Source organism: Bacillus sp. 3103sda1, from assembly GCF_024159135.1.
Classification (GTDB): domain Bacteria; phylum Bacillota; class Bacilli; order Bacillales; family Bacillaceae_G; genus Bacillus_A; species Bacillus_A rhizoplanae.
The window spans coordinates 1,496,185-1,519,680 of the sequence record NZ_JAMYWS010000001.1; the positions used below are offsets into that span (position 1 = coordinate 1,496,185).

Sequence of the window (23,496 nt, forward strand, 5' to 3'; positions counted from 1 at the left end):
GCAGAATACAACAGGACCTGCACTCGCTTTCTCTCTTTGTTTTAAAACCTCGTATGTGGCAGAAAAAAGCCCTGACCGCTTCTATGCACGGCCAGAGACTCTCGTCCTCCCCTAAAAAGAAAGGGGTTTTTAAGTTGTTTTTAAGAACATGTATAGTTAATTGTGTAACGGATTCTTATTTTCATCAAGCGTAAACCCTTCGCCAACAACATCATGCACATCACTTACGGCAACGAAAGCGTGTGGATCAACAGATGTGATAATACTTTTAAGTTTTACAATTTCATTTTTAGCAACAACGCAATATAAAACATTTCGTTCAATTTTTGTGTATGTACCCATTCCTTTTAAGAAAGTTGCTCCGCGATCCATTTCTGATAAAATTTGTGCAGCAATTTCATCATTTTTCTCAGATATAATTGTTGCTCCTTTGGCAGCGTATGCACCTTCTTGCATAAAATCAATAACCTTTGCTCCGATAAACACGGCAACTAATGTATACATTCCTTGTTGGTATGTTAAATATGTAAGAATTGATAAGGTAATGACAACGGCATCAAACATAAACATAGTTTTCCCCATACTCCAGCCGATATATTTATGAGCTAGCCGTGCAATAATATCGACTCCACCTGTTGTGCCGCCATACTTGAAAATAATTCCTAACCCAACACCAATAAATAAGCCAGCAAACAAAGCGGCTAACATCATATCATTTTGTAAGTTTAAATGTAAATTAAATATATCATAACGCTGAAAAATCCAGAGAAATAACGAAACACTAAATGTCCCTATTAATGTATACAAAAATGTCGTACGACCGAGCATTTTCCAACCTATAAAAAAGATTGGTATATTTAAAATTAAGTTTGTATAAGACGGATCTAGTGAAAATAGGGAATAAAGAAGCAGTGTAATTCCAGTAAAACCACCTTCTGCTAAATGATTTTCAATATTAAAGTTAACGATGCCAAATGAGAAAATAGCAGAACCAATTAGAATAAAAAGAATATTTTGGATTTTTAAGTTTAATTTCATGCAAATCCCCCTAGTATGTAGTCATCACCTTATCTTGGTCTTAAGGATAGTATACGTAATTTATTGAAAAATTGGCAAGAAAACTTCACGCGTGTTAAGCATCTAGTAAAGGTGACACATGGGAAACTACCACGTCAAGATCCGAAGTGGAACGGGGAGTTTTCATAGTGTAGTCTTAAAAGCGTGGCAAATAAGCGATAACATGCGATAATATTTGTCAAATCGTCATGAATTGGCTAACATGATAAATGAAGGATTTGAGGTGAATAACATGGAACAAAAAACAATGAAAGATATGCAAAAGGAAGTAGATGCATATATTAGTCAATTTAAAGAAGGATATTTTAGTCCACTTGCTATGCTAGCTCGTTTAACAGAAGAGATGGGAGAGCTTGCGAGGGAAATTAATCATTATTATGGTGAAAAGCCAAAGAAAAGCACCGAAAAAGAACGGACAATTGAAGAAGAGCTTGGTGATGTATTATTTGTTATGATCTGTATGGCAAATAGCTTAAACATTGATTTAGAAACAGCTCATAATATAGTTATGGAAAAATTTAATACACGTGATAAAGATCGCTGGACACGTATTGAAGAGGGAGAGAAGAAGGAATGAATGAGATTAAAGTAATTATTGCAGGGCCACGAGGACGCATGGGGCAAGAAGCAGTACTTCTTATGGAGAGAACACCACATTTCAATTTAGTTGCTGCTATTGATTACAAACACGGTGGCAAGAAAATTTCTGACATTGCTGGATTACCTAATATAGATGCTCCGATTTATACGGATTTACATACTTGTTTAGATGAAGTGGAAGCAGATGTTTTGCTTGATTTAACAACACCAGAAATCGGAAAGAAACACGTAACACTTGCGGTAGAGCGAGGTATCCGTTCTGTTATCGGAACAACAGGCTTTACAGAAGAAGAGCTGCAAAAATTGATAGAAACAACAAAAGAGAAACAAGTTGGTACAATTATTGCGCCAAACTTTGCAGTTGGAGCTATTTTAATGATGAAGTTCTCTCAAATGGCAGCGAAATATTTCCAAGATGTTGAAATCATTGAATTGCATCATGATCAAAAATTAGATGCTCCGTCTGGTACAGCTGTGAAAACAGTAGATTTAATTCGCCAAAATCGTGAACCGAAACAACAAGGGCATCCAAATGAAACAGAACAACTAGAAGGTGCACGCGGGGCAAATGTTGATGGTATTCATATTCATAGCGTACGGTTACCAGGATTGATTGCACACCAGGAAGTACTGTTTGGCGGGGATGGACAAATGTTAACGATTCGTCACGATTCTTTTAACCGTGCATCATTTATGTCAGGAGTAAAACTTTCTATTGAAACAGTAATGCAATTAGATCATCTCGTATATGGTTTAGAAAATATTATTGACTAAAGGGGAAAATAAAGATGAAGATTGCCTTAATTGCCCATGATAAAAAGAAAAATGATATGGTCTCGTTTGCGTATGCATACCAACCTATTTTAGAAAAACATATGTTATTTGCAACAGGAACAACAGGTCTTCGAATTATGGAGGCGACAGGTATGTCTGTGACAAGATATCAATCTGGTCCGCTTGGGGGCGATCAAGAAATTGGTGCAATGATTGCAAAAAATGACTTGGATATGGTGATCTTCTTCCGTGATCCATTGACATCGCAGCCACATGAACCGGATGTGAATGCGCTTCTTCGCTTATGTGATGTATACTCAATTCCACTTGCAACCAATATGGCAAGTGCAGAGCTTTTAATGCATGCAGTAGAGCGGGGCGATTTAGATTATCGAAAGCTACGAAAATGAGGGGAACGACATGAAAGGATTACATATATTAGCTTTTGGTGCCCATGCCGATGACGTGGAAATCGGTATGGCGGGTACGATCGTGAAATATACAAAACAAGGGTATGAAGTTGGAATTTGTGATTTAACAGAGGCGGATCTTTCTTCTAATGGAACGGTAGAACTGAGAAAACAGGAAGCGTTAGAAGCGGCTAGCAGACTTGGTGTACAGAAGCGTATGAATCTAGCGATGCCAGACCGCGGCCTGTATATGAAAGAAGAGTATATTCAAGAGATTGTGAAAATTATCCGTACATATAAACCGAAGCTTGTCTTCGTACCATTTTATGAAGATCGTCATCCAGATCATGCAAACTGTGCAAAACTTGTAGAAGAAGCGATCTTTTCAGCGGGAATTCGTAAATATATGCCGGATCTTCCGCCGCATCGCGTTCAATCACTCTATTTTTACATGATTAATGGCTTTCATAAACCGGATTTTTGTATTGATATTAGCTCATATATTTCTGATAAGATTGCTGCGCTAGAAGCATATGAAAGTCAATTTACAAAAGGAACAAACGGTGTAAAAACCCCGTTGACAGAAGGGTATGTAGAAACGGTTGTAGCGCGTGAAAAAATGTTTGGAAAAGAAGTTGGCGTGACATATGCAGAAGGGTTTATGAGCAAAAGGCCACTTCTATTAGATGAAGATTTAATAGGAGGAGTAAAATGAAATTAAAAATAGGGATTACTTGTTATCCTTCTGTTGGTGGTTCTGGAGTGGTTGGAACGGAATTAGGAAAGTTGTTAGCAGAGCGAGGACATGAAATTCATTTTATTACATCAGGATTGCCATTTCGTTTAAATAAAGTATATCCAAATATTTATTTTCATGAAGTAACAGTTAATCAATACTCTGTTTTTCAATACCCGCCGTATGACTTGGCATTAGCAAGTAAAATGGCAGAAGTAGCGCATAGAGAAAAGTTAGATGTATTGCATGTACATTATGCAATTCCGCATGCGATTTGCGCATATTTGGCAAAGCAAATGATTGGAGAAAACATTAAAATTGTAACAACATTACATGGAACAGACATTACTGTATTAGGGTCGGATCCTTCCTTAAATAATCTAATTCGGTTTGGAATTGAACAATCAGATGTTGTGACGGCTGTATCCCATTCACTTATTGAAGAAACATATGAATTAGTAAACACGCAAAAAGAAATTAAAACGGTTTATAATTTTATTGATGAACGCGTGTACTTTCAAAGAGATATGTCCCAGTTAAGAAAAGAATATGGCATACAAAAAGAAGAAAAAGTATTAATTCATATTTCGAACTTTCGAAAAGTAAAGCGTGTTCAGGATGTGGTACAATCATTCGCTCTCATTGTAAAACAAGCAAAAGTAAAACTATTGCTTGTTGGTGATGGTCCTGAATTTTGTACGATTGTGCAGCTCGTGAAAAATTTAGGAATTGAAGATCGTGTCCTATTTTTAGGGAAACAAGATAATGTAGCTGAGCTTCTGGCGATGAGTGATGTAATGCTGCTGCTATCAGAGAAAGAAAGCTTTGGACTTGTATTGCTTGAAGCAATGGCGTGCGGTGTCCCTTGTATCGGTACGCGTATTGGTGGTATTCCTGAAGTCATTCAACATGGAGAAACGGGATATATATGTGAATTAGGAGATGTAGAGGGAGCTGCGCAGCAAGCAATACAGCTTCTTCAAGATGATACATTACATGCTAAAATGGCCAAACGTTCCATGCAAGTGGCGTATGAACAATTTGGCTCAGAAAAGGTTGTTTCACAATATGAGGCAATTTATTATGACATATTAAGGGATGACAAACATGAAACGATTTAAACGAGCGGTTCCAATTATTAATACGTTAACGCAAAATGGCTTTGAAGCGTATTTTGTAGGTGGGAGCGTGCGCGATTATATAATTGGAAGACCAATTGGTGATATCGATATTGCAACATCAGCTTTGCCCGAAGATGTAATGCGTCTATTCCCGCGCCACGTGCCTGTTGGAATTGAACACGGTACGGTCATTGTTGTACAAGAAGATGTTCCATATGAAGTAACGACATTTCGAACAGAGGGAGACTACGAAGATTTTCGTCGCCCGAGCAGTGTTCAATTTGTTCGTTCGTTAGACGAAGATTTGCAGCGTCGTGATTTTACAATGAATGCAATTGCTATGACGGAGACCGGAGAAATAGTTGATTTATTTGGCGGACAACAAGCCATTGCTAAAAAGGAAATTGCAACTGTAGGAAATGCAGCAGATCGTTTTCAAGAAGATGCTCTTCGTATGATGCGCGGTATTCGCTTTGTTAGTACACTTGGATTTACATTAGAAGCAGGAACAAAACAAGCCATTATAAAGTATGGACATTTACTTGAACATATAGCAATTGAGAGAATTACAGTCGAATTTGAAAAATTACTTGTCGGTACATATTGCGCAAAAGCACTTCAGCTGTTAGTAGAAACGAAATTATATGAGCATTTACCTTATTTACAAATGTGCGGAGACTTTATTTCAAAATCGGCAGAGTGTGATTGGAGCTTTTTCAAAAATGACACTGAGGCGTGGGCGTTCTTTTTATATTGCATTAGAGAAGAACATCCATCTGTTTTTTTACGACAATGGAAATTCTCGAATAAAAAAATAAAAGATATTGTATCCGTTTTATTATATGTGAGAGCACGAGAAAAACAAGGGTGGAATGTATTTTTATTATATAAAGCAGGGAAAGATATTGCTCTTATGGCAGAGCGTGTATACGAAGCCGTCATGAATACATATTCAAATTTGAATGTTGAGAGTATGGAAAAGGTATATGAAGATTTACCAATTCATAATCGTCAGCAATTGCAAGTCAGTGGCAACGATTTATTATCATGGTCAAAGGAACAGGCAGGACCGTGGGTTGCTAATGCATTGCAAAAAATTGAAGAAGAAGTCGTATACGGAAGATTAAAAAATGAGAAAGAGTGTATAAAGGAGTGGCTGCATAGATGCAATCTGCTATAAGAAAACAGTTATTGCAAATCTTTTCTGAAGCTAATGGTGAATTTCTATCAGGACAAACGATTAGCGAGAAGCTTGGATGCTCAAGAACAGCTGTATGGAAACATATGGAATCCCTTAGGGAAGAAGGATATGAGCTAGAAGCTGTACGACGCTTAGGTTATCGCATTGCAAGTAAACCGGACAAAGTAACGGCAAATGAAATTCAGCTTGGTTTACAAACAGAGTTTTTAGGCAGAACGGTATACTTTGAAGAGTCGGTAACATCTACACAGCAAATTGCAGCTCGTCTTGCTTATGAAGGAGCGGCTGAAGGAACCGTTGTTGTTGCAGAGGAGCAAACAGCAGGTCGTGGCCGATTAAGCAGAAAGTGGTACTCACCAAAAGGGACAGGGATTTGGATGAGCATTATTTTACGCCCAACAGTTCCGATTCATCAAGCACCGCAATTAACATTGTTAGCTGCTGTTAGCGTAGCGCAGGCAATTGAAAAATGCACAAGTCTTTCCGTTGGCATTAAATGGCCGAATGATATTTTAATTAATGGGAAGAAAGTAGTTGGCATTTTAACAGAAATGCAGGCAGATCCTGATAAAATTAATGCTGTTATTATTGGAATTGGTATTAATGTCAATCAAAAACAAGAGCATTTTGCGGAAGATATCCAGCATATTGCTACTTCCTTAGCACTCGAAGCCGAAAAAACTATAGTACGAGCTGAACTTATGCAGCAAATCTTCTTACAGATGGAAAAGCTATATAAAGAGTATTTAGATCGTGGTTTTTCAGTTATTAAGCTTCTGTGGGAAAGTTACGCTGTGAGTATTGGAAAAGAAATTACAGCGCGGACGATGACAAATACAATTACGGGAATTGCAAAAGGAATTACGGCTGATGGTGTCCTTATACTTGAAGATCATGAAGGCATCGTACATCATATTCATTCCGCTGATATTGAAGTAAAGTAAAACGTTTAGCAGCTAGTTTGCACTTCTTTTCTTTGCTGCTTATGAAAAACGAAGTATCATTGCTCATTAGATTAGCATCAATATATAGCCCTTTGCTTAAAAAGAAGCGAAGGGCTATTGTATGTGAAAAATGATTTTCTTTTTTAGAAAAGTATAGCAATTATGTTTTGCTATTTGTTATAATAAGGTCGAATATGGGCAGTATCAATGTGAACTGCACCGCTGTTTAGGAAAATCAAAATAAAAATGTGGATTCTGCCTTGATCCAAAATAGGACTGGGACAGAGGGATGAATTTTGCCGAATGATACTACCCTTCTGCCTTTTTGTGGTTAGAAGGGTTTTTTATATGTTTTTTCATCCGGCCATCTCCTCTCTCCAGGTAAAGGAGGAGAAGTTTTTGAAAACTGTAACGGATTTTTTGAAAATGAAAGAACAAAGTGAGCCGATTGCGATGGTAACTGCATATGACTATCCATCAGCAAAGTTTGCTGAAGAAGCAGAAGTTGACATGATTTTAGTTGGTGACTCGCTTGGCATGGTTGTGCTTGGCTATGACTCAACAATTCCAGTAACAGTTGATGATATGATTCATCATACGAAAGCAGTGCGCCGCGGCGCGAAAAATACATTTGTTGTAACAGATATGCCATTTATGTCTTATCACGTTTCACTGCAAGAAACAATGCATAACGCACGCCGTATTGTACAAGAAAGCGGTGCACATGCAGTAAAAGTCGAAGGAGCAGATGAAGTTGTATCAATCATTCGTTTCCTTACGAATGCAGGCATTCCGGTTGTAGCCCATCTTGGATTAACACCGCAATCTGTCGGTGTGCTAGGTGGCTATAAAGTGCAAGGAAAAGATGCAGAAAGCGCGAAGAAGTTGTTAGAAGACGCTAAAAAATGCGAAGAAGCGGGAGCAATTGCGCTTGTATTAGAGTGTGTACCGATGCAATTAGCGGAACTTGTAACAAAACAATTATCAATTCCAACCATCGGTATCGGCGCTGGTAATGGAACGGATGGTCAAGTTCTCGTATATCACGATCTTATTACGTATGGTGTAAAACGCGTTCCGAAATTTGTGAAGCAGTACACATCTGTGCAAGAAGAGATAGTAAGAGGGATTGGACAATATGTTCATGAAGTAAAGGAAAGACAATTTCCAGAGAAAGAACATTCGTTTACGATGAAAGAAGAAGAATGCTTAGCGTTATACGGAGGAAAACAATAATGCATATTATTACGACAGTGCAAGAGATGCAGCAAATCGCGGGTGAGCTTCGTGCAAGTGGGCAAAAAGTTGGATTCGTTCCAACGATGGGCTATTTGCATGAAGGACATTTAACATTACTGAGACAAGCGAAAAAAGAAAATGATATTGTTATGTTAAGTATATTTGTAAATCCGTTGCAATTTGGTCCGAATGAAGATTTAGATCGTTATCCGCGTGATATCGAGCGTGATGAGCGCTTAGCGCGTGAAGTAGAAGTGGATTATTTATTTTATCCAAGTGTCGAAGAAATGTATCCAGCGCAGCGAACAACGAATATTGAAGTTGTGAAGCGTACGGATGTTTTGTGCGGAAAGCAGCGACCAGGTCATTTTGCTGGAGTTGTAACTGTATTGATGAAGCTTTTCAATATTACAATGCCAAATCGTGCGTATTTTGGTATGAAAGATGCACAGCAAGTAGCAGTTATTGAGGGATTTGTGGATGATTATAATATTCCTGTTACAATTGTGCCAGTTGAGATTGTACGCGAAGAAGATGGCTTAGCACGTAGCTCTCGCAACATTTATTTATCAGAGAGAGAACGCCAAGAAGCACCGCATTTATATAAAAGCTTATGCATGGCGAAAGAACGAGTTGCTAAAGGGGAGCGTAACCCAAAAAATATTACGAACTTTATTAAAGAATATATTGAAACGAACACACATGGTGTTGTCGATTATGCTGATCTATATGCGTATCCGAATTTAACTGAGGTTGAGAAAGTAAGCGGGCGTATGATTATTGCAATAGCTGTAAAGTTTGAAAATGCACGATTAATTGATAATATTACATTTACGGTTGAATAAGGAGGAGCAACTATGTTTCGCACAATGATGAGAGCGAAGTTACACCGAGGTACGGTAACGGAAGCAAATTTAAATTATGTAGGAAGTATTACAATTGATGAGGATTTAATGGATGCAGTTGGTATTGTTGAAAATGAGAAAGTGCAAATTGTAAACAATAATAACGGTGCTCGTTTAGAAACATATGTTATAAAAGGAGAACGCGGCACAGGGGTAATCTGTTTAAACGGCGCAGCTGCTCGACTCGTTCAGCCGGGCGATAAAGTCATTATCATTTGCTACGGGCTAGTTTCAGAAGAAAAAGTACTAACGCATGTTCCGAAAATTGCTGTTTTAGATGACAATAATCAAATTGTGGAAATGCTTGGAGCGGAAAAAGCAGGCACAATTTTATAATGTATAAGAAAAGCTATCTCTGCGAAAGGGATAGCTTTTCTTGTACGAAAGCAAAATCATTTCATTTTTCGTATCTTTCCATTAAGATGAGTGAAAACGTGGTATAGTAACACTATAGAAATTTTTGTTGTTTGAAAGGTAAGAAATTGAGGTGTCATAGATGAGTAAGCGTTATGTCGTAGTCGATTTAGAAACGACAGGGAATGCCTGGAAAGACGGGAAAGATAAAATTACTCAAATTGCAGCAGTTGTTGTAGAGGATGGAGAAATTCTTGAAATTTTCTCTTCTTTTATAAATCCTGAACGGGACATTCCACCATTTATTACAGAATTGACGGGAATTGATGAAACACTTGTGAGACAAGCCCCGTTGTTCCGAGATGTAGCGCCGATGATTATTGAACTATTACAAGGTGCGTACTTCGTTGCGCATAACGTTCATTTTGATTGGAATTTTTTGAAAGAAGAATTACGGCAAGCTGGATTCTCAGAAGTAACATGTCCGAAAATTGATACAGTTGAACTGGCACATATTTTATTGCCGACAGCTGATAGTTATAAATTGCGTGATTTAGCAAAAAGATATGGTTTTGACCATGATCAGCCTCATCGTGCTGATAGTGATGCGATGGTGACAGCAGAGATATTTTTACAATTACTTTCTAAAATGGAAAGTTTACCACTCGTTACATTGCAATCGTTATATGAATTAAGCGATATGTTCCAAAGTAACATTGGTGACATTATGTCTGCATGTATTTTGAATAAAGTGATACATGGAACAGATGACGAGAAAAAATATGATATACACCGAAATATTGCTCTTTGCAAACGCAACTATACATTGCAAGTAGGTGAAGAGAATATTGCTGATTTTTCTTCTTTTTTAACAGAAGCGATGCAGCGCTTAGCTGAAGTAATGCCGTCTTTTGAAAAAAGAGAAGGACAGCAGATGATGATAAATGAGATTTATGAAGCGCTTAGGGACTCCAGATTTTCGCTAATTGAAGCAGGAACAGGTACGGGGAAAACACTAGCGTATTTACTTCCTAGTATTTTTTATGCGAAAGAAAAAGAACAGCCAGTAGTTATTAGTACACAAACTGTACAGTTGCAGCAACAAATTTTAGCGAAGGAAATCCCAATGTTAAAAAAAATACTTCCATTTCCGTTTGAAGTAGCGATGTTAAAAGGCCGGAAACATTATCTATGTTTACATAAATTTGAGCAGGCACTGGGTGAAGTGGACAATCATTACGATGATGCATTAACGAAAGCGAAAATTTTAGTATGGCTTCTTGATACAGAATCGGCAGATCGAGATGAGTTAAATATTCCAGCCGGAGGAAAGCTACTATGGGAGCGTATTTGCAGTGATGTTCATAATTCAAATAGCATGAAAAATGCGTGGTTTAGCCGCTGTTTTTATCAGCGTGCAAAAAATAAAGCATTATTTGCTGATGTTGTAATCACAAATCATACATTATTATTTCAAGATTTCGTAAGTGAAGAACCATTACTTGCATCATGTGAACATATTATTTTTGATGAAGCACACCATCTGGAAGAAACGGCAAGTAGAGCGTTAGGAGAGCAGTTTTCTTGTATGTATTTTCAACTTATTTTATCGCGTTTTGGTACGCTAGAAACATCTGATGTGTTAGCCAAAGTGTACGATATGATGAAACAGTCGCAAATTGTTGTTCGTTCTGAGTTTCAAACGATTAGTCGTTCGTTGAAAGAAATCAAGTTTGACGCAGATGAGCTCTTCCAAATGCTGCGTACATTTATATTCCAAAAAACAAAGCAAGAACACGTATCTGGAAATATACCGCTCATATATCGTTATGATGCAAATAAAGAAAGAGGAAAACTTTGGCGCAGTATTGTTGAATTAACGGATCGTTTTGTGCATCAACTAGGCAGATTGCTTACGTTATTAGAAAAACAAGGTGAAATGTTACAAAAGCAAAATGAATGGGAAATGCATATGATTACAGGGGAATTTGTGCATCTTATAGAGGTACTTTCTAATATGACTCATTCTTTACGGAAACTTATTTTAGAAAATACGAGTCATGTGACATGGATGGAAGCAGAAACGAAAGGAACAATTCATTCGACTATCTTATATGCACAGCCAGTTGATATAAGCGATTTATTTGCAGATCAATTTTTAACACGTAAACGGAGCGTTATTTTTACTTCAGCCACTTTAACTGTAAATGATACGTTTGATTATATAGAAGAAGAGCTTGGATTAGTGGATTTTACACCGAATACATTAACAATTCCATCACCATTTCATTATGAAGAGCAAGTAAAATTAATGGTTTCAACAGATGTTCCACATATTAAACATGTAAGTGAAGAAGAGTATGTAAGAGCAGTGTCTGAACATATTATGAAAATTGCTAAAGCTACAAATGGTCGAATGCTTGTTTTATTTACATCATACGAAATGTTAAAGCAGACATATGAAGTATTGAAAAAAGAAGAGGCGCTGGAAGAATTTCTTTTATTGACACAGAGTGTTCATAATCGTAGCCGCACCCGAATGATTCGAAAGTTTCAGGAGTTTGAAAAATCCATTTTATTAGGAACAAGCAGTTTTTGGGAAGGAATTGACATACCAGGAGAGGCGTTAAGCTGTCTTGTAATTGTTCGTCTCCCGTTCACGTCACCAGATCAGCCAATGATGCAAGCGAAAAGGGAACGGCTAAAAGAAAAAGGAGAAGATGCATTTACAAAGATTGCTTTGCCACAAGCAATCCTTCGTTTTAAACAAGGTTTTGGACGCCTTATTCGTACAACGACGGATACAGGAACGGTATTTGTGTTGGATCGTCGTCTCACCTCATCTTTTTATGGGAAACGATTTGTTCAATCTATCCCGAGCATTCCATTGTACGAAGGACCGTTAGAGGATTTAATAGAAAAAATGGAATAATAAGGTGAAGCTCCTATTAGTGAAAGGATTCTCCATCCCTCACTCATGGATTAGCGGTTATTCTTCATCTATTTTCTTTGGTTTCTTGGAATGTTGAGGGGGCTTACTGCTTGCGAATAGCATGATAAAAATTAACGCCTAAAGCAAATTTGCTTCAGGCGTTACATGTGGGTAGGAGGAAATTTTATTTTTTCTTACATTAAGTATAGAAATACGATGGTTTTCGACTTCAAACCTTTTTTTGAAGAACATGTCCTGCTATAATAGATGGGTGATGAAGCAGGGTTTATAAAGAATGTACTCTTATTGTAACCGCAATGCGTTCTTCTATAATTAGAAATTTTGTGTAACGGAGGAGTTTTTATGGAGAAGAAAATTGAAGTACTATCAACGACGCGTCTTGGATACACGTCTGATTTATACAAGATTGTTGATAGTTTAAATCGAACATTAAAAGAAAAAGATTTGATGTTCGGATTAGCGTTAGATGAAAAAGAAAAAGAGACAGCAATATTTACGATTTACAGAACGTAGTGATACAATGAAAAAGTGGATTTTAACAATTTTTATTGTAATCGTTGCTGTTGTTTTATATGGGGTACACATCTATAATACAACGATGGAGAAAAAAATTCCGAAAGAATCGAAAACAGTTGAGATTGCAAAAGAAAAAGCAAAACTTACTAAAGTAACAAAAGTCGATTATTATAACGGTCAAGCTCCATATGAAGTTGTACAAGGTGTGAATGAAAAAGGAGAACAATATATCGTTTGGGTGCCTGAGAAAAAAGGAGATATTTTGGTGCGAAAAGCAAGTGAAGGTATTTCTGAAAAAGATGCTTTGCAAATTGTTGCCAAAGAGCGAAAGCCGAAGCAATTTGTGAAAGCAAAATTAGGCGCCGAAAACAATGTTCCATTATGGGAAATTACATATATTGATGATGAAAATCGTTATACTTACTATTATCTTGCATTCGAAGATGGTAAGTTTTTAAAACGATACAGCATTGAAAAATAAGTGCAGGGGGAACTCAGGATGAAATTAGCAAAGCGAGTAGCTGCTCTAACACCATCTACAACGTTAGAAATTACAGCAAAGGCACAAGCGTTAAAAGCAGAAGGACATGATGTGATAGCATTAGGAGCAGGAGAGCCTGACTTTAATACGCCAGAGCATATTATGGATGCTGCTCATAAAGCAATGTTAGAAGGTTATACGAAATATACACCAACAGGTGGATTAGCTACGCTGAAACAAGAAATTATCAAAAAGTTTGAGCGTGACCAAGGCATATCTTATGAACCATCTCAAGTTATTGTATGTAACGGTGCAAAGCATGCTTTATATACGCTGTTTCAAGTATTACTTGATGAAGGTGATGAAGTTATTATTCCAACTCCGTATTGGGTAAGTTATCCAGAGCAAGTAAAGCTTGCAGGTGGTGAACCAGTATATGTAGAGGGGTTAGAAGAAAATAATTATAAAATCACACCAGAGCAATTGCGTCAAGTGATTACAGAAAAAACGAAAGCCGTAATTATTAACTCGCCTAGCAATCCAACAGGGATGATTTATAGCAAAGAAGAGTTGCAGCAGCTTGGACAAGTATGCGTAGAGCATGACATTTTAATTGTTTCTGATGAAATTTATGAGAAATTAATTTATGGTGATGCAGAGTATACATCAATTGCTCAGCTTTCTAATGAATTAAAAGAACAGACTCTTATTATTAACGGTGTATCAAAATCGCATTCAATGACAGGATGGCGCATTGGCTACGCAGCAGGTAATAAAGAACTTATTAAAGCGATGACGAACTTAGCGAGTCACAGTACATCAAACCCTACTTCAATTGCGCAGTACGGAGCGATTGCTGCTTATGCTGGAGATCAACAACCTGTAGAAATGATGCGCAGTGCATTTGAAGAACGATTAAATATCGTTTATGAGAAACTGATTCAAATTCCTGGGTTCTCTTGCATTAAACCGCAAGGAGCGTTCTATCTGTTCCCGAATGTGAAAGAAGCAGTAGCATTAGCTGGTTTTGAAACAGTTGATGAATGGGCAAAAGCATTATTAGAAGAAGAAAAAGTTGCCCTCATTCCAGGAACAGGATTCGGAGCACCAAATAACGTTCGTTTATCATACGCAACTTCACTTGAACAATTAGAGAAAGCGTTAGAACGTATTGATACATTTATGAAAAACAAAATGAAATAAGAGTAGCTCTTTTATTTCTATCTTTGCAATTGCCTTAGACAGTTCAAATCGTACCTCCCTTTCATATAGGGAGGTTTTTTTGACGAATTGTGCCAAAAAGAAATGTGAAAAGGTGTGTTATACTAGAAAGCGAGGTGTTTGATTATGAAGAAGAAAATCATGTTAGAGTGGTTTGACCAAGGCAGCATTGCGATTCCAAAATTATTAATGATGCACTATAAAAAACTCGGTTTAAATGAAGTAGAGTTCATGGTACTGTTGCATGTCCATACATTTTTAGAGTCGGGAAACTCTTTCCCAACACCAGGAGAAATTGCAGAGCGGATGACCATTACACAAACAAAGTGTATGGAGATTATTCAAGCGTTAATTCAAAAAGGCTTTTTAGCGCTAGAAGGAGGACGTAAATCCGCAGCAATGATTTGCGAAAGCTACTCGTTACAGCCTCTTTGGGAAAAGATATTACATTTTTTAATGAGTGAAAATATTGAAGAGGAAGAGCGAGAACAAAAACAATTACAAATCAATTTATATACAGTGTTTGAGCATGAATTTGGAAGGCCATTATCTCCATTTGAGTGCGAGACGTTAGCAATGTGGCAAGATCAGGATCATCACGATCCACTTTTAATCCAAACTGCTCTTCGCGAAGCTGTTATGAGTGGAAAATTGAACTTTCGTTATATCGATCGCATATTGTTTGAATGGAAGAAGAATGGAATTAAAACGGTTGATCAAGCACAGAACCAAGGACGGAAATTTAGAGAAAATCAGCAACGAAATCAGCAAGTATCACGGCAAGAAACGAAGTATACAGGAAAAGTGCCGTTTTATAATTGGCTAGAGCAATAATGGTAGGAGGAAAAAATGCTAAATAAAACACAAATTAGACATTGCCTTGATGTAATGGGAGAGATGTACCCAGAAGCGCATTGTGAACTTAATCATGACAACGCATTTGAACTTGTTATTGCGGTAGCGCTATCTGCGCAGTGTACAGATGTTCTTGTAAATAAAGTAACAAAAAATCTATTTCAAAAATATAAAACACCAGAGGATTATTTAAGCGTGTCTTTAGAAGAATTGCAGCAGGATATTCGTTCTATTGGTTTGTATCGGAATAAGGCGAAAAATATTCAAAAGCTATGCCGTATGCTTATTGATGAGTATGGTGGAGAGGTGCCGCAAGATAGAGACGAGTTAACGAAGTTACCAGGTGTAGGACGAAAAACTGCAAATGTTGTTGTCTCCGTTGCATTTGGTATTCCGGCCATTGCTGTTGATACGCATGTAGAGCGCGTTAGTAAACGACTTGCCTTTTGCAAATGGAAAGATTCTGTATTAGAAGTAGAAAAGACATTAATGAAGAAAGTACCGATGGAAGAGTGGGGCGTAACACATCATCGTATGATCTTTTTTGGGCGTTATCACTGCAAGGCGCAGCGTCCCCAGTGCGAAGAATGCAGATTGTTAGAGCTATGTCGTGAAGGTAAGAAACGCATGAGAGAGAAGGAGAAGAAATGAAGCAAGTACTTGAAATACCAAATGATTTTCGGTGTAGTCCTTTCTTTGAGGAAGAGACTGTCATTGAATACAATGTAGAAAAATCATTTGGAGAGCTTTTAAAAGAGACGTGCTTTCTCTTTGATATCGAGCAGCGATATAAGCCATGGAATGAGATAGAAATGAGTATTTCTACTGTATTAAACTTATGGAAAGAACAAAAAGAAGAGATTTCTATATTATTTCGAAATCGAAACAAAAAAGAAGCAAAAGATCCGATGGTACGATTTGCAGGACATCTTTTATCTATTTTACACTGGATGAATAGAACGCCTGTTTTCAGTTTACAGGATATGAATGAACAAATAGAAAGATTAGAAAAAAAACCAGTTAACTTTATGGAACGTTTTTTATTTATTATGAAACAGCCAGATCATTATCATTCTTTTATTCAGCTGACACAGTTATATGAAGAATTGGAAAAGTTATATGTAAAAGTACTCATTATGCAAAAGAAGCCATCTTCTCGGTAGAGAAGATGGCTTCTTTTTTATTAGTGTGTAGCTTGTTATCGTTATTATTGAGTCGGTTTATTTGGATTTCCACCTTCAGCTGGTGGATTCGGATGATTTCCGTCACCCGGTGTGGTATTTCCGTCACCCGGTGTGGTATTTCCGTCACCCGGTGTGGTATTTCCACCACCCGGTGTGGTATTTCCGCCACCCGGTGTGGTATTTCCGTCACCCGGTGTGGTATTTCCGCCACCTGGTGTGGTATTTCCACCACCTGGTGCGGTATTTCCGTTGTTTTGATTTTGCTTATCTTGTTCAGCTTTCTTAGCGGCATCTTCTTCAGCCTTTTTCTTAGCAGCATCATCTTCAGCTTTTTTCTTAGCATCATCACCAGGTACTACTACCGTCGCTGTTACCGGAGCACTAGAGCTATTACCTTTTGTCGCAACGAGAGAAATGGTATAGGTAGCACCAGGTTGTACGCCGCTAATTGTTGCGCTTGTACCACTTATGTCTGGACTTCCGCTGGAACCATCACTGCCTTTGTAGCTTACAGAGTAGGATACATCTTTATCAGATGAACCAGCCCATTTTAGTTGGATGCTATTAGAAGATTGATCATATGCAGCCTGTAAACCACCTGGGGCACTTACGTCAATCTTTTTAATATTATCTTTTTTAGCACCTTTCACATAAAGTTCATCATTTATGCGTTCTACACTACTTGGCATTTCAAAACGAGAGTCATCAGTTCCAAATTCACTCATCATCGCTTTAAACATACGCTGTGCGATCGCTGATGAATTTTTATCAACATAGCCTTCATTTCGTTTATTATACCCAGTCCATACAGCCATCGTATATTGTGGTGTATAGCCTGCAAACCAACTATCAGGACTTCCAGAAGCAGGGAAACCATACTGACTTAGTTCTTTTGAAGTATAGTTTGTTGTTCCTGTTTTACCAGCAACATCTAGTGAACTAACATTTGCTTTTGTACCAGTACCAGAATCCACAACACTACGAAGCATATCTGTAGTCATATATGCTGTGTAATCTTTCATTACTCGTTTCCCTTTTGGTGTAAAGTTCACTTCTTTGCCATCAGGATACACAACTTTTGTTACAAAGTGTGGTTTATGATATACACCACCGTCTCCGAATGAGGCATATGCTCCTGCAACTGTAAGAGGAGAAGCTTCATTACTACCAATTGCTGTTGATTCTTGGGCACCATCTGCTCCAAATGTAAAACCAAGTCCTTCAGCGAAAGTTTGTGCTTTACCTAAACCAACCTCTTTAGCAGTTTTCACAGCAGGCACGTTACGGGACTGTGCTAATGCATCGCGCATTGACATTGGACCTTTGTGGCCGTTATCAAAATTTCGAACCTCTTGTCCTGATGAATATTTATATGGCGAATCGTCAACTTGATGATACGTTGACCATTGCTTATATTCAATAGCAGGGCCGTAATCAAAAACTGGCTTCATTGTAGAACCTACTTGGCGTTCTGAGTCAATAGCCATGTTATGTCCTTTAAATGTTGCTTTATTTTCACCGCGTCCGCTACCAATTGCACGAACCTCGCCTGAGTTCGTATCCATGAATACGAATGCACCCTGGAATTTTTCATCCGGATAGTTAATAATTTCTTCTGTGTTCATCATTTTATCTGCATAGTCCTGTGCTTTTGGATCTAATGTTGTATAAATTGAAAGACCATCAGAACCAATGTTGACATCTTTAATTTGCGATTCGATTTCTTTTACAGCGGCATCTAAGAATCCTTGATAAGGCATTTGTGTTGCTTCTTGAGACGGTTGAAGACCTTCCGTTACTGGAATTTTCTTCGCATCGTCCATTTCTTTCTTCGTGATATAGCCATGTCGGTTCATTAAATATAATACTGTATCGCGTCGTTCTGTTGCGGCCTTCACGTTTTCTGGTTTTGTCGGATCATAAATACTAGGACCTTGTGGTAATCCTGCAAGCATCGCTGCCTCAGGTAATGTTAAATCTTTTAATTCTTTTCCATAATAATTTTTTGCAGCTGTTGCAATACCGTAAGAACGGTTACCTAAGTTAATTTTGTTTAAGTACATTTCTAGAATTTCATGTTTTGAATATTGTTGCTCTAACTTGTAAGCTAAATACCATTCTTGTACTTTACGTTTTATTGTTTGTTCCGGTGTTAGGTAATAGTTTTTAATAACTTGCTGTGTAATTGTACTACCACCTTGAGTACCGGAGTCACTAGTCAAGTTTGAGAAAATTGCTTTTGCAGTACGCCTAAAATCAATTCCATGGTGCTCATAAAAACGTGAATCTTCTGTAGCTAGGAAGGCATCTTCTACTACTTTTGGAATTTGATCATATGTGACCTTTGTTCGCTTTTCAGCGCCATATTCATATACGAAATTTCCGTCCTTATCATAAAATTTTGTTGATAATGGAACTTCAAGTTTCGCTTTATCTAATTTTGGAGCATCCTTTATTATAATAAAGAAAGCAGAAACCCCAGCTACTAGTGCCACAATGCCGATTATTAAGCAAGTGATTAGAAATTTCCGTAGAAAAGAACCTTTTTTCTTTGGTTTCGCTTTTTTAGGCTGTTCTTGTTTCTGTTTTTTAGCGTGTTTTCGTTCTTCACGAGAACGATAATTTTCTGACATTATACTTTCTCCTACCTTTCATTTCCTCCCCAAAAGTCGAAAAATGAGCCTTATTGTTGACTCTATCACGAAAAATAAAGTGTGTCTAGTGTATGAATATAATCAATGCGGGGGTGATAACCGCACGATAATAAGTATCCATGCTCTTCCATTTCTTGCTTTGTAATTGATTTACGTCCACCAGCTTCTTGTCGATTCCAAAATGTAATGATATGTTTTGCTTCTAGTAAATAAAATTCATCGAAAAGCGTAAATTTAATAATAACAAATGCAATACCACCATGAGCTAATACTTGCTTCATATGTTTAATTTGGTGAAGATGGAAGTTTTGTAAGGGAAAACTTGTTTTATTTTTAGTTTCTTTCGCTTCAAAGTCAATGTACTTACCTTTGTATACACCGTTGTAGTCGGTTGTAGAAGGTTGCTTAAAGTACGCTTCTTTAATCACAGCAGCACTTCGCTTCGGATAATCGACTTTTACAATTTGAAGAGGGGTGGGCTTTTTATGGACGCAAGCAATATTGTGCGTTAAATAGTACTGATTTGTTTCGTTTAGTTCCTCTTCAAGTGACATACCTCTATTACTATAAGTATGTTTACTTGTAGGCACAGTATGAGTTTGCTGCGTTTCATTATACTTTCTTCCGTTTGGGTAACGAATGGTCATGGTTTGTCCACTCCAACTTGCATAGAATCACTTACAAAGGTGATTATATCAAAAAAAATGAAAAATAGGCGATTTTTTTGAATACAGAGAAGAGGTGAGAACATTATGTTTGCACAAAGCGAATATGAAAAAATAAGACAAAAAAGGAAGATTACTTCCTATACAAAGGAAGAGCAAGATCTCGTGCATCGTATTGTACAACAAACTCTCCTTGCTAATGTTGATAATATTTCGCGCACGCATGCTTATAAAGAATATTATGAACGCAATAAAGAAATTCGTTGGTCATTTTTAGCCAGTATGGTATCTCGAAATGCAGGCTGGAATATGACAGATTTAGAAGGAAAATATTATCCAAAAGTTTTATCCAAAGAGATACGTAAACAGTTATTTCTTACATATGAACGTGCAAATTGGCTTATTTTTTTAGATGCATATCCTCAGCTGCTATTGTATGGATATAGTAAACAAATGCAAAAACCTCTGTTTCATTTGTTGCAAATATTTTCTGTATCGATATTTATGGAAGTAGAATGGAATTATTTTTGGAACCAAAAAAATGAGGATCGACTTATGACGGCTCTCATTATTAATGAACAACATATCATCCAAAAGCCGGTAATTGAGCATCCTTTTTATCAAAAGCATGTATTCCAAACATTATTATTCAAATTTCAGGAATTGTTTCATTTTAGTGCAGTGATATTTCCAACAGTAAATGGGAAATTATATGGTTTCTCCGTACGTCAGTTTGAAACACTGATAAAGAGAATTGAGTTAGGGAAACGATTAGCATGGTTATTATTTCATCCAACTTATAAGGATTCGTTTTATACATTTTCTTCTCAAACAGTTCATACGGGGGCGAGGTTAGATTATGAACAATACTTCCCTACTTTTAAGGAACAAGATACTCCTCAGCTTCGCGATGTATTTTCTGTCATCTCCCATCATCGTGATGCTGAGAAAGATTGGTTTCATTCAGGAATGAATATAGAGGAATTGTTTTTGTTTGAAGAACCGAAAATAGACATTGATATTACAGAATGGTTTTTACACAAACAGAAGCAATTACACTTGTTTGCTTCACTTAATGACCTTTTTTAACAGAAGTCATTATTCATGATATAATAAAAAAATCCCGCTTCATGAAAAGCGGGAAGAAAGTTAAACAAGCTGTAAGAGCCCGATTGGCTCAACTGACTTTTAATGGAAGAGAATCGTTTCCATTAAAAGAAGTTTCACTTTACCCCGCTCAAACGGTTAGTAAGAAGTGAGAGCGGAGAGGAAGTCAAACCAACCGTAAGAGCCCGATTGGTTCAACTAACCATCAATGGGAAAAGCGCCCATTGATGGAAGTTTTACTTTATGTAGCAGGGAAATTTGGTCCATCCAATTTTGGATTTCCTGTTTCTGGTTTATTTTGTTTGCTTTGAGTTTGTTTTTTCTTGTTTTCATTTTTGCTTTTAGCCATTGTCAACACCTCCCTTTCGTATTGTTGCCACTTTCATAAACTTCATACAAAAAATCACTTTCTTTGCCGAATTAAAACTAGTTTTGTCAAGCATGCAGGAGCGGAAAAGGAGCTGTCGAATTAACATGACAAACGGAAGGCAAAGAGGGAGGCGTTTTAAAGATGAAAATGGTTCAGAAAGAGGATGTAATGAAAAAAATGGATCAGATGTTAAATACTCTTGATTTGCTTGAAATGAACATGGCACTTAGAGTTAATCATGCGCTTAAGGAAAAAAGAGAATTTGTAGTTAATAAAGAAGAGATAATGGAAATGCATATAAAGCATATGGAAGCAAAATTATTGCAGCATGAAGAGAAAGGTAGTTGGGTACAAACGTTTCAAGTAGTGGCAGTTAGTATATAAGTAGGTGGAAATAGTGGAATATGTAACATTGATTGAAGTGACCAAAAAAATAATTGAATATAACGATGAAACGATTATAAAAAAAAGAGAAAGTGAAGAACTTGAGTTTGACTTTTATCATGATATAAAGCCATTCGTGTCTTTAGTAGATAAAGGATTAGAAGAATGGAAACAACTTGCGCTTGAGTGGTTGTATCGAGTAAAGCCTAAATATATACATGTACAGCAAATTGAACAAGTATGTACAAATTTACAAAGCAATTCTTTACAGTGTTTTGCACAGAAAATGAATGGGAAGCGTTTTTATGAAACACATCAGGCGATTCATTATACATTACAAAATATTTTAGAACAATGTAAGTGATAAGAGGGGAGAATCCCCTCTTATTTTTTATCCCGCTATTTACGGGCAGTAAGACCCCACCTCAAGATGCAGAGAGAAACGAAGAAGATATGTGGGGGGACAACTGCCCGTAAAAGCCCGGTTGGTTCAACTAACCATCAGTGGAGGATGAAGAAAACCCCCACTGATGGAAGTTTCACTTTATACTTCTGTCACGATATTCTTTTCTGTTTCGTAAGCTGGTTTTGTAGCTCCAATTGTTTCTAGTTCACGTGTTACACTTCTATACTGTGATAAGCAAATTTTTCCTTGTAGATAAGAATGTCTTGCAAAATCAAGTAACTCATTCAAATCCTCAGGTTCATATCCCTTTTTTTCAAAAAAATCTTGTTTTAAATCCCCTAATACCATGCTGATTCCTCCCCCATAAGAATCTTTTCTATATAATGGTAGCATACAAACGCTTACTTTTTTATTTTTTTGAAAATTTAAATTTTGCGTAAGGTATAATTTGTATTACTTTATCAACTATCGGTTGTCTTTTACCTTTCATGGTAATGATTTGGAAAAATGGGGATCGACTAGTAATGGCCAATGAAAAAGTTAGTCAACGCAGGAATTTTCAACTTATAGGATGATTACACATTTTTTTTATGATTTCATATTCTAACTATATAGAAAACTGTTAGAGGAGGGAGAATGTATGTTTCAACAGTCCAGCATGTATCAGATTGAACAAGATCCATACTTACGTTATAATATGTATCCTTTTATGCCTTACTATATGAATCAAACAAATTATTTTCAACCTTTTCAACTTCCACAAATGAATCAACCAATGAATCAACCAATGAATCAGCCAATGTTTTATCCACCGAAACAACCTATTCAATCTTCTTTTCATCCACATACGCCATATCCGATGATGAATAAACAAAATTATGCAAAGCAACAGCCAAGTCAATTTTCTAGTTTAATATCGCAATTTAAAACAGCCGATGGAAATTATGACATTAATAAAATGATGGGTACTGCAGGTCAAATGATGAATGCAATGAATCAAATTACTGGTATTGTCAAACAGGTAGGAGGCTTTTTTATAAAGTGAAACTAACCTTTCACGGGTGCTTTTCCCATGAAAGGTTAGTTGAACGAGTCGAGCTTATAAGGGTAGTTTTTTTATCTTTTATATAGGGCAATATGTGTAAAGAATTGAAGAAGGATTTTCTAAAGTATTGATGATATATGTGGCTCAATAAAAACCCAAATTTTACATGCGAAATGTCATAAAAAAGAGTTGTTCGGACCTCCTATCCATTTTACAATGACGGTAGCGTTAAAATATGATGTATGGAGAGGACGAATGTGAACAAGGTTATTTTACTTTTGTTTTTTGTCATGA

General features: G+C 36.9%; 25 protein-coding genes. 21 read left to right on the plus strand and 4 right to left on the minus strand.

The window, feature by feature from the left end; translation table 11 throughout:
- Positions 1-156: 156 nt before the first annotated feature.
- The gene (locus NKR74_RS07535; protein ID WP_098309393.1) at positions 157-1,038 is read right to left on the minus strand and encodes a YitT family protein; all 882 of its coding nucleotides are present in this window, start codon (positions 1,036-1,038) and stop codon (positions 157-159) included.
- A 271-nt stretch (positions 1,039-1,309) separates the two neighbouring features.
- On the opposite strand from NKR74_RS07535, the gene NKR74_RS07540 reads away from it, so the two are divergent.
- The 17 genes from NKR74_RS07540 (at position 1,310) to NKR74_RS07620 (ending at position 16,550) form a co-directional block, all read left to right on the plus strand.
- Complete coding sequence (locus NKR74_RS07540; protein ID WP_375337657.1) at positions 1,310-1,654, plus strand: nucleotide pyrophosphohydrolase; 345 nt, start codon at positions 1,310-1,312, stop codon at positions 1,652-1,654.
- Positions 1,651-2,451 (plus strand): 4-hydroxy-tetrahydrodipicolinate reductase, encoded by an 801-nt coding sequence (gene dapB, locus NKR74_RS07545; protein WP_098309391.1) that lies wholly within the window; start codon positions 1,651-1,653, stop codon positions 2,449-2,451. Before NKR74_RS07540 ends, dapB begins: the two co-directional genes overlap by 4 nt.
- A 14-nt stretch (positions 2,452-2,465) precedes the next feature.
- Entirely contained in the window at positions 2,466-2,861 is a 396-nt protein-coding gene (mgsA, locus tag NKR74_RS07550) for a methylglyoxal synthase (RefSeq protein ID WP_098309390.1), read from the plus strand.
- A 10-nt stretch (positions 2,862-2,871) separates the two neighbouring features.
- Positions 2,872-3,576: a bacillithiol biosynthesis deacetylase BshB1 gene (gene bshB1, locus NKR74_RS07555; protein WP_098309389.1), complete on the plus strand. Its 705-nt coding sequence runs from the start codon at positions 2,872-2,874 to the stop codon at positions 3,574-3,576.
- Positions 3,573-4,718 carry an N-acetyl-alpha-D-glucosaminyl L-malate synthase BshA gene (bshA, locus tag NKR74_RS07560; RefSeq protein ID WP_098309388.1) on the plus strand — a complete coding sequence of 382 codons (1,146 nt, stop codon included), beginning with the start codon at positions 3,573-3,575 and terminating at the stop codon, positions 4,716-4,718. Before bshB1 ends, bshA begins: the two co-directional genes overlap by 4 nt.
- Positions 4,705-5,898, plus strand: a complete 1,194-nt coding sequence (locus tag NKR74_RS07565) for a CCA tRNA nucleotidyltransferase (RefSeq protein WP_098309387.1) — start codon at positions 4,705-4,707, stop codon at positions 5,896-5,898. Before bshA ends, NKR74_RS07565 begins: the two co-directional genes overlap by 14 nt.
- On the plus strand, positions 5,883-6,863 hold the full coding sequence (locus NKR74_RS07570) for a biotin--[acetyl-CoA-carboxylase] ligase (protein WP_253629122.1): 981 nt from the start codon (positions 5,883-5,885) through the stop codon (positions 6,861-6,863). The genes NKR74_RS07565 and NKR74_RS07570 overlap by 16 nt, the downstream gene beginning before the upstream one ends.
- A 399-nt stretch (positions 6,864-7,262) precedes the next feature.
- The gene (gene panB, locus NKR74_RS07575) at positions 7,263-8,099 is read left to right on the plus strand and encodes a 3-methyl-2-oxobutanoate hydroxymethyltransferase (RefSeq protein WP_098309384.1); all 837 of its coding nucleotides are present in this window, start codon (positions 7,263-7,265) and stop codon (positions 8,097-8,099) included.
- Positions 8,099-8,947 carry a pantoate--beta-alanine ligase gene (gene panC / locus NKR74_RS07580; RefSeq protein WP_098309383.1) on the plus strand — a complete coding sequence of 283 codons (849 nt, stop codon included), beginning with the start codon at positions 8,099-8,101 and terminating at the stop codon, positions 8,945-8,947. Before panB ends, panC begins: the two co-directional genes overlap by 1 nt.
- 12 nt (positions 8,948-8,959) lie before the next feature.
- Positions 8,960-9,343, plus strand: a complete 384-nt coding sequence (gene panD, locus NKR74_RS07585) for an aspartate 1-decarboxylase (RefSeq protein WP_098309382.1) — start codon at positions 8,960-8,962, stop codon at positions 9,341-9,343.
- Between the two features lie 160 nt (positions 9,344-9,503).
- Entirely contained in the window at positions 9,504-12,293 is a 2,790-nt protein-coding gene (dinG, locus tag NKR74_RS07590; protein WP_253629123.1) for an ATP-dependent DNA helicase DinG, read from the plus strand.
- 363 nt (positions 12,294-12,656) lie between these two features.
- Positions 12,657-12,827, plus strand: coding sequence for a YpmA family protein (locus tag NKR74_RS07595; protein ID WP_098309380.1), 171 nt, complete (start codon positions 12,657-12,659; stop codon positions 12,825-12,827).
- A 7-nt stretch (positions 12,828-12,834) separates the two neighbouring features.
- Entirely contained in the window at positions 12,835-13,311 is a 477-nt protein-coding gene (locus NKR74_RS07600; protein ID WP_253631101.1) for a cell wall elongation regulator TseB-like domain-containing protein, read from the plus strand.
- Positions 13,312-13,329: 18 nt separating this feature from the next.
- Positions 13,330-14,514, plus strand: a complete 1,185-nt coding sequence (locus NKR74_RS07605) for a pyridoxal phosphate-dependent aminotransferase (protein ID WP_253629124.1) — start codon at positions 13,330-13,332, stop codon at positions 14,512-14,514.
- A 144-nt stretch (positions 14,515-14,658) separates the two neighbouring features.
- Positions 14,659-15,366, plus strand: a complete 708-nt coding sequence (gene dnaD / locus NKR74_RS07610) for a DNA replication protein DnaD (RefSeq protein ID WP_253629125.1) — start codon at positions 14,659-14,661, stop codon at positions 15,364-15,366.
- A gap of 15 nt (positions 15,367-15,381) precedes the next feature.
- Positions 15,382-16,038, plus strand: a complete 657-nt coding sequence (nth, locus tag NKR74_RS07615) for an endonuclease III (RefSeq protein WP_098309376.1) — start codon at positions 15,382-15,384, stop codon at positions 16,036-16,038.
- Positions 16,035-16,550 carry a YpoC family protein gene (locus NKR74_RS07620; RefSeq protein ID WP_253629126.1) on the plus strand — a complete coding sequence of 172 codons (516 nt, stop codon included), beginning with the start codon at positions 16,035-16,037 and terminating at the stop codon, positions 16,548-16,550. The genes nth and NKR74_RS07620 overlap by 4 nt, the downstream gene beginning before the upstream one ends.
- Positions 16,551-16,594: 44 nt before the next feature.
- Here NKR74_RS07620 and NKR74_RS07625 read toward each other — a convergent pair whose 3' ends face one another.
- Together NKR74_RS07625 and recU are read right to left on the minus strand one after the other, a co-directional pair.
- Entirely contained in the window at positions 16,595-19,204 is a 2,610-nt protein-coding gene (locus NKR74_RS07625; RefSeq protein WP_253629127.1) for a PBP1A family penicillin-binding protein, read from the minus strand.
- Positions 19,205-19,269: 65 nt separating this feature from the next.
- The gene (recU, locus tag NKR74_RS07630) at positions 19,270-19,872 is read right to left on the minus strand and encodes a Holliday junction resolvase RecU (RefSeq protein ID WP_098309374.1); all 603 of its coding nucleotides are present in this window, start codon (positions 19,870-19,872) and stop codon (positions 19,270-19,272) included.
- Between the two features lie 105 nt (positions 19,873-19,977).
- On the opposite strand from recU, the gene NKR74_RS07635 reads away from it, so the two are divergent.
- From NKR74_RS07635 to NKR74_RS07645, 3 genes are all read left to right on the plus strand, one after another.
- Entirely contained in the window at positions 19,978-20,979 is a 1,002-nt protein-coding gene (locus NKR74_RS07635) for a DUF2515 domain-containing protein (protein ID WP_098309373.1), read from the plus strand.
- 529 nt (positions 20,980-21,508) lie between these two features.
- The gene (locus NKR74_RS07640) at positions 21,509-21,751 is read left to right on the plus strand and encodes a hypothetical protein (protein ID WP_253629128.1); all 243 of its coding nucleotides are present in this window, start codon (positions 21,509-21,511) and stop codon (positions 21,749-21,751) included.
- A gap of 13 nt (positions 21,752-21,764) precedes the next feature.
- A complete protein-coding gene (locus NKR74_RS07645; RefSeq protein ID WP_253629129.1) occupies positions 21,765-22,115 on the plus strand; it encodes a YppE family protein in 351 nt (116 codons plus the stop codon).
- 180 nt (positions 22,116-22,295) lie between these two features.
- Here the strand turns inward: NKR74_RS07645 and NKR74_RS07650 are convergent, their stop codons facing one another.
- A complete protein-coding gene (locus tag NKR74_RS07650) occupies positions 22,296-22,505 on the minus strand; it encodes a YppF family protein (protein WP_098309369.1) in 210 nt (69 codons plus the stop codon).
- A gap of 292 nt (positions 22,506-22,797) precedes the next feature.
- Between NKR74_RS07650 and NKR74_RS07655 the strand changes: the two genes are divergently transcribed.
- Complete coding sequence (locus NKR74_RS07655; RefSeq protein WP_098309368.1) at positions 22,798-23,202, plus strand: YppG family protein; 405 nt, start codon at positions 22,798-22,800, stop codon at positions 23,200-23,202.
- The last annotated feature ends 294 nt before the right edge of the window (positions 23,203-23,496 follow it).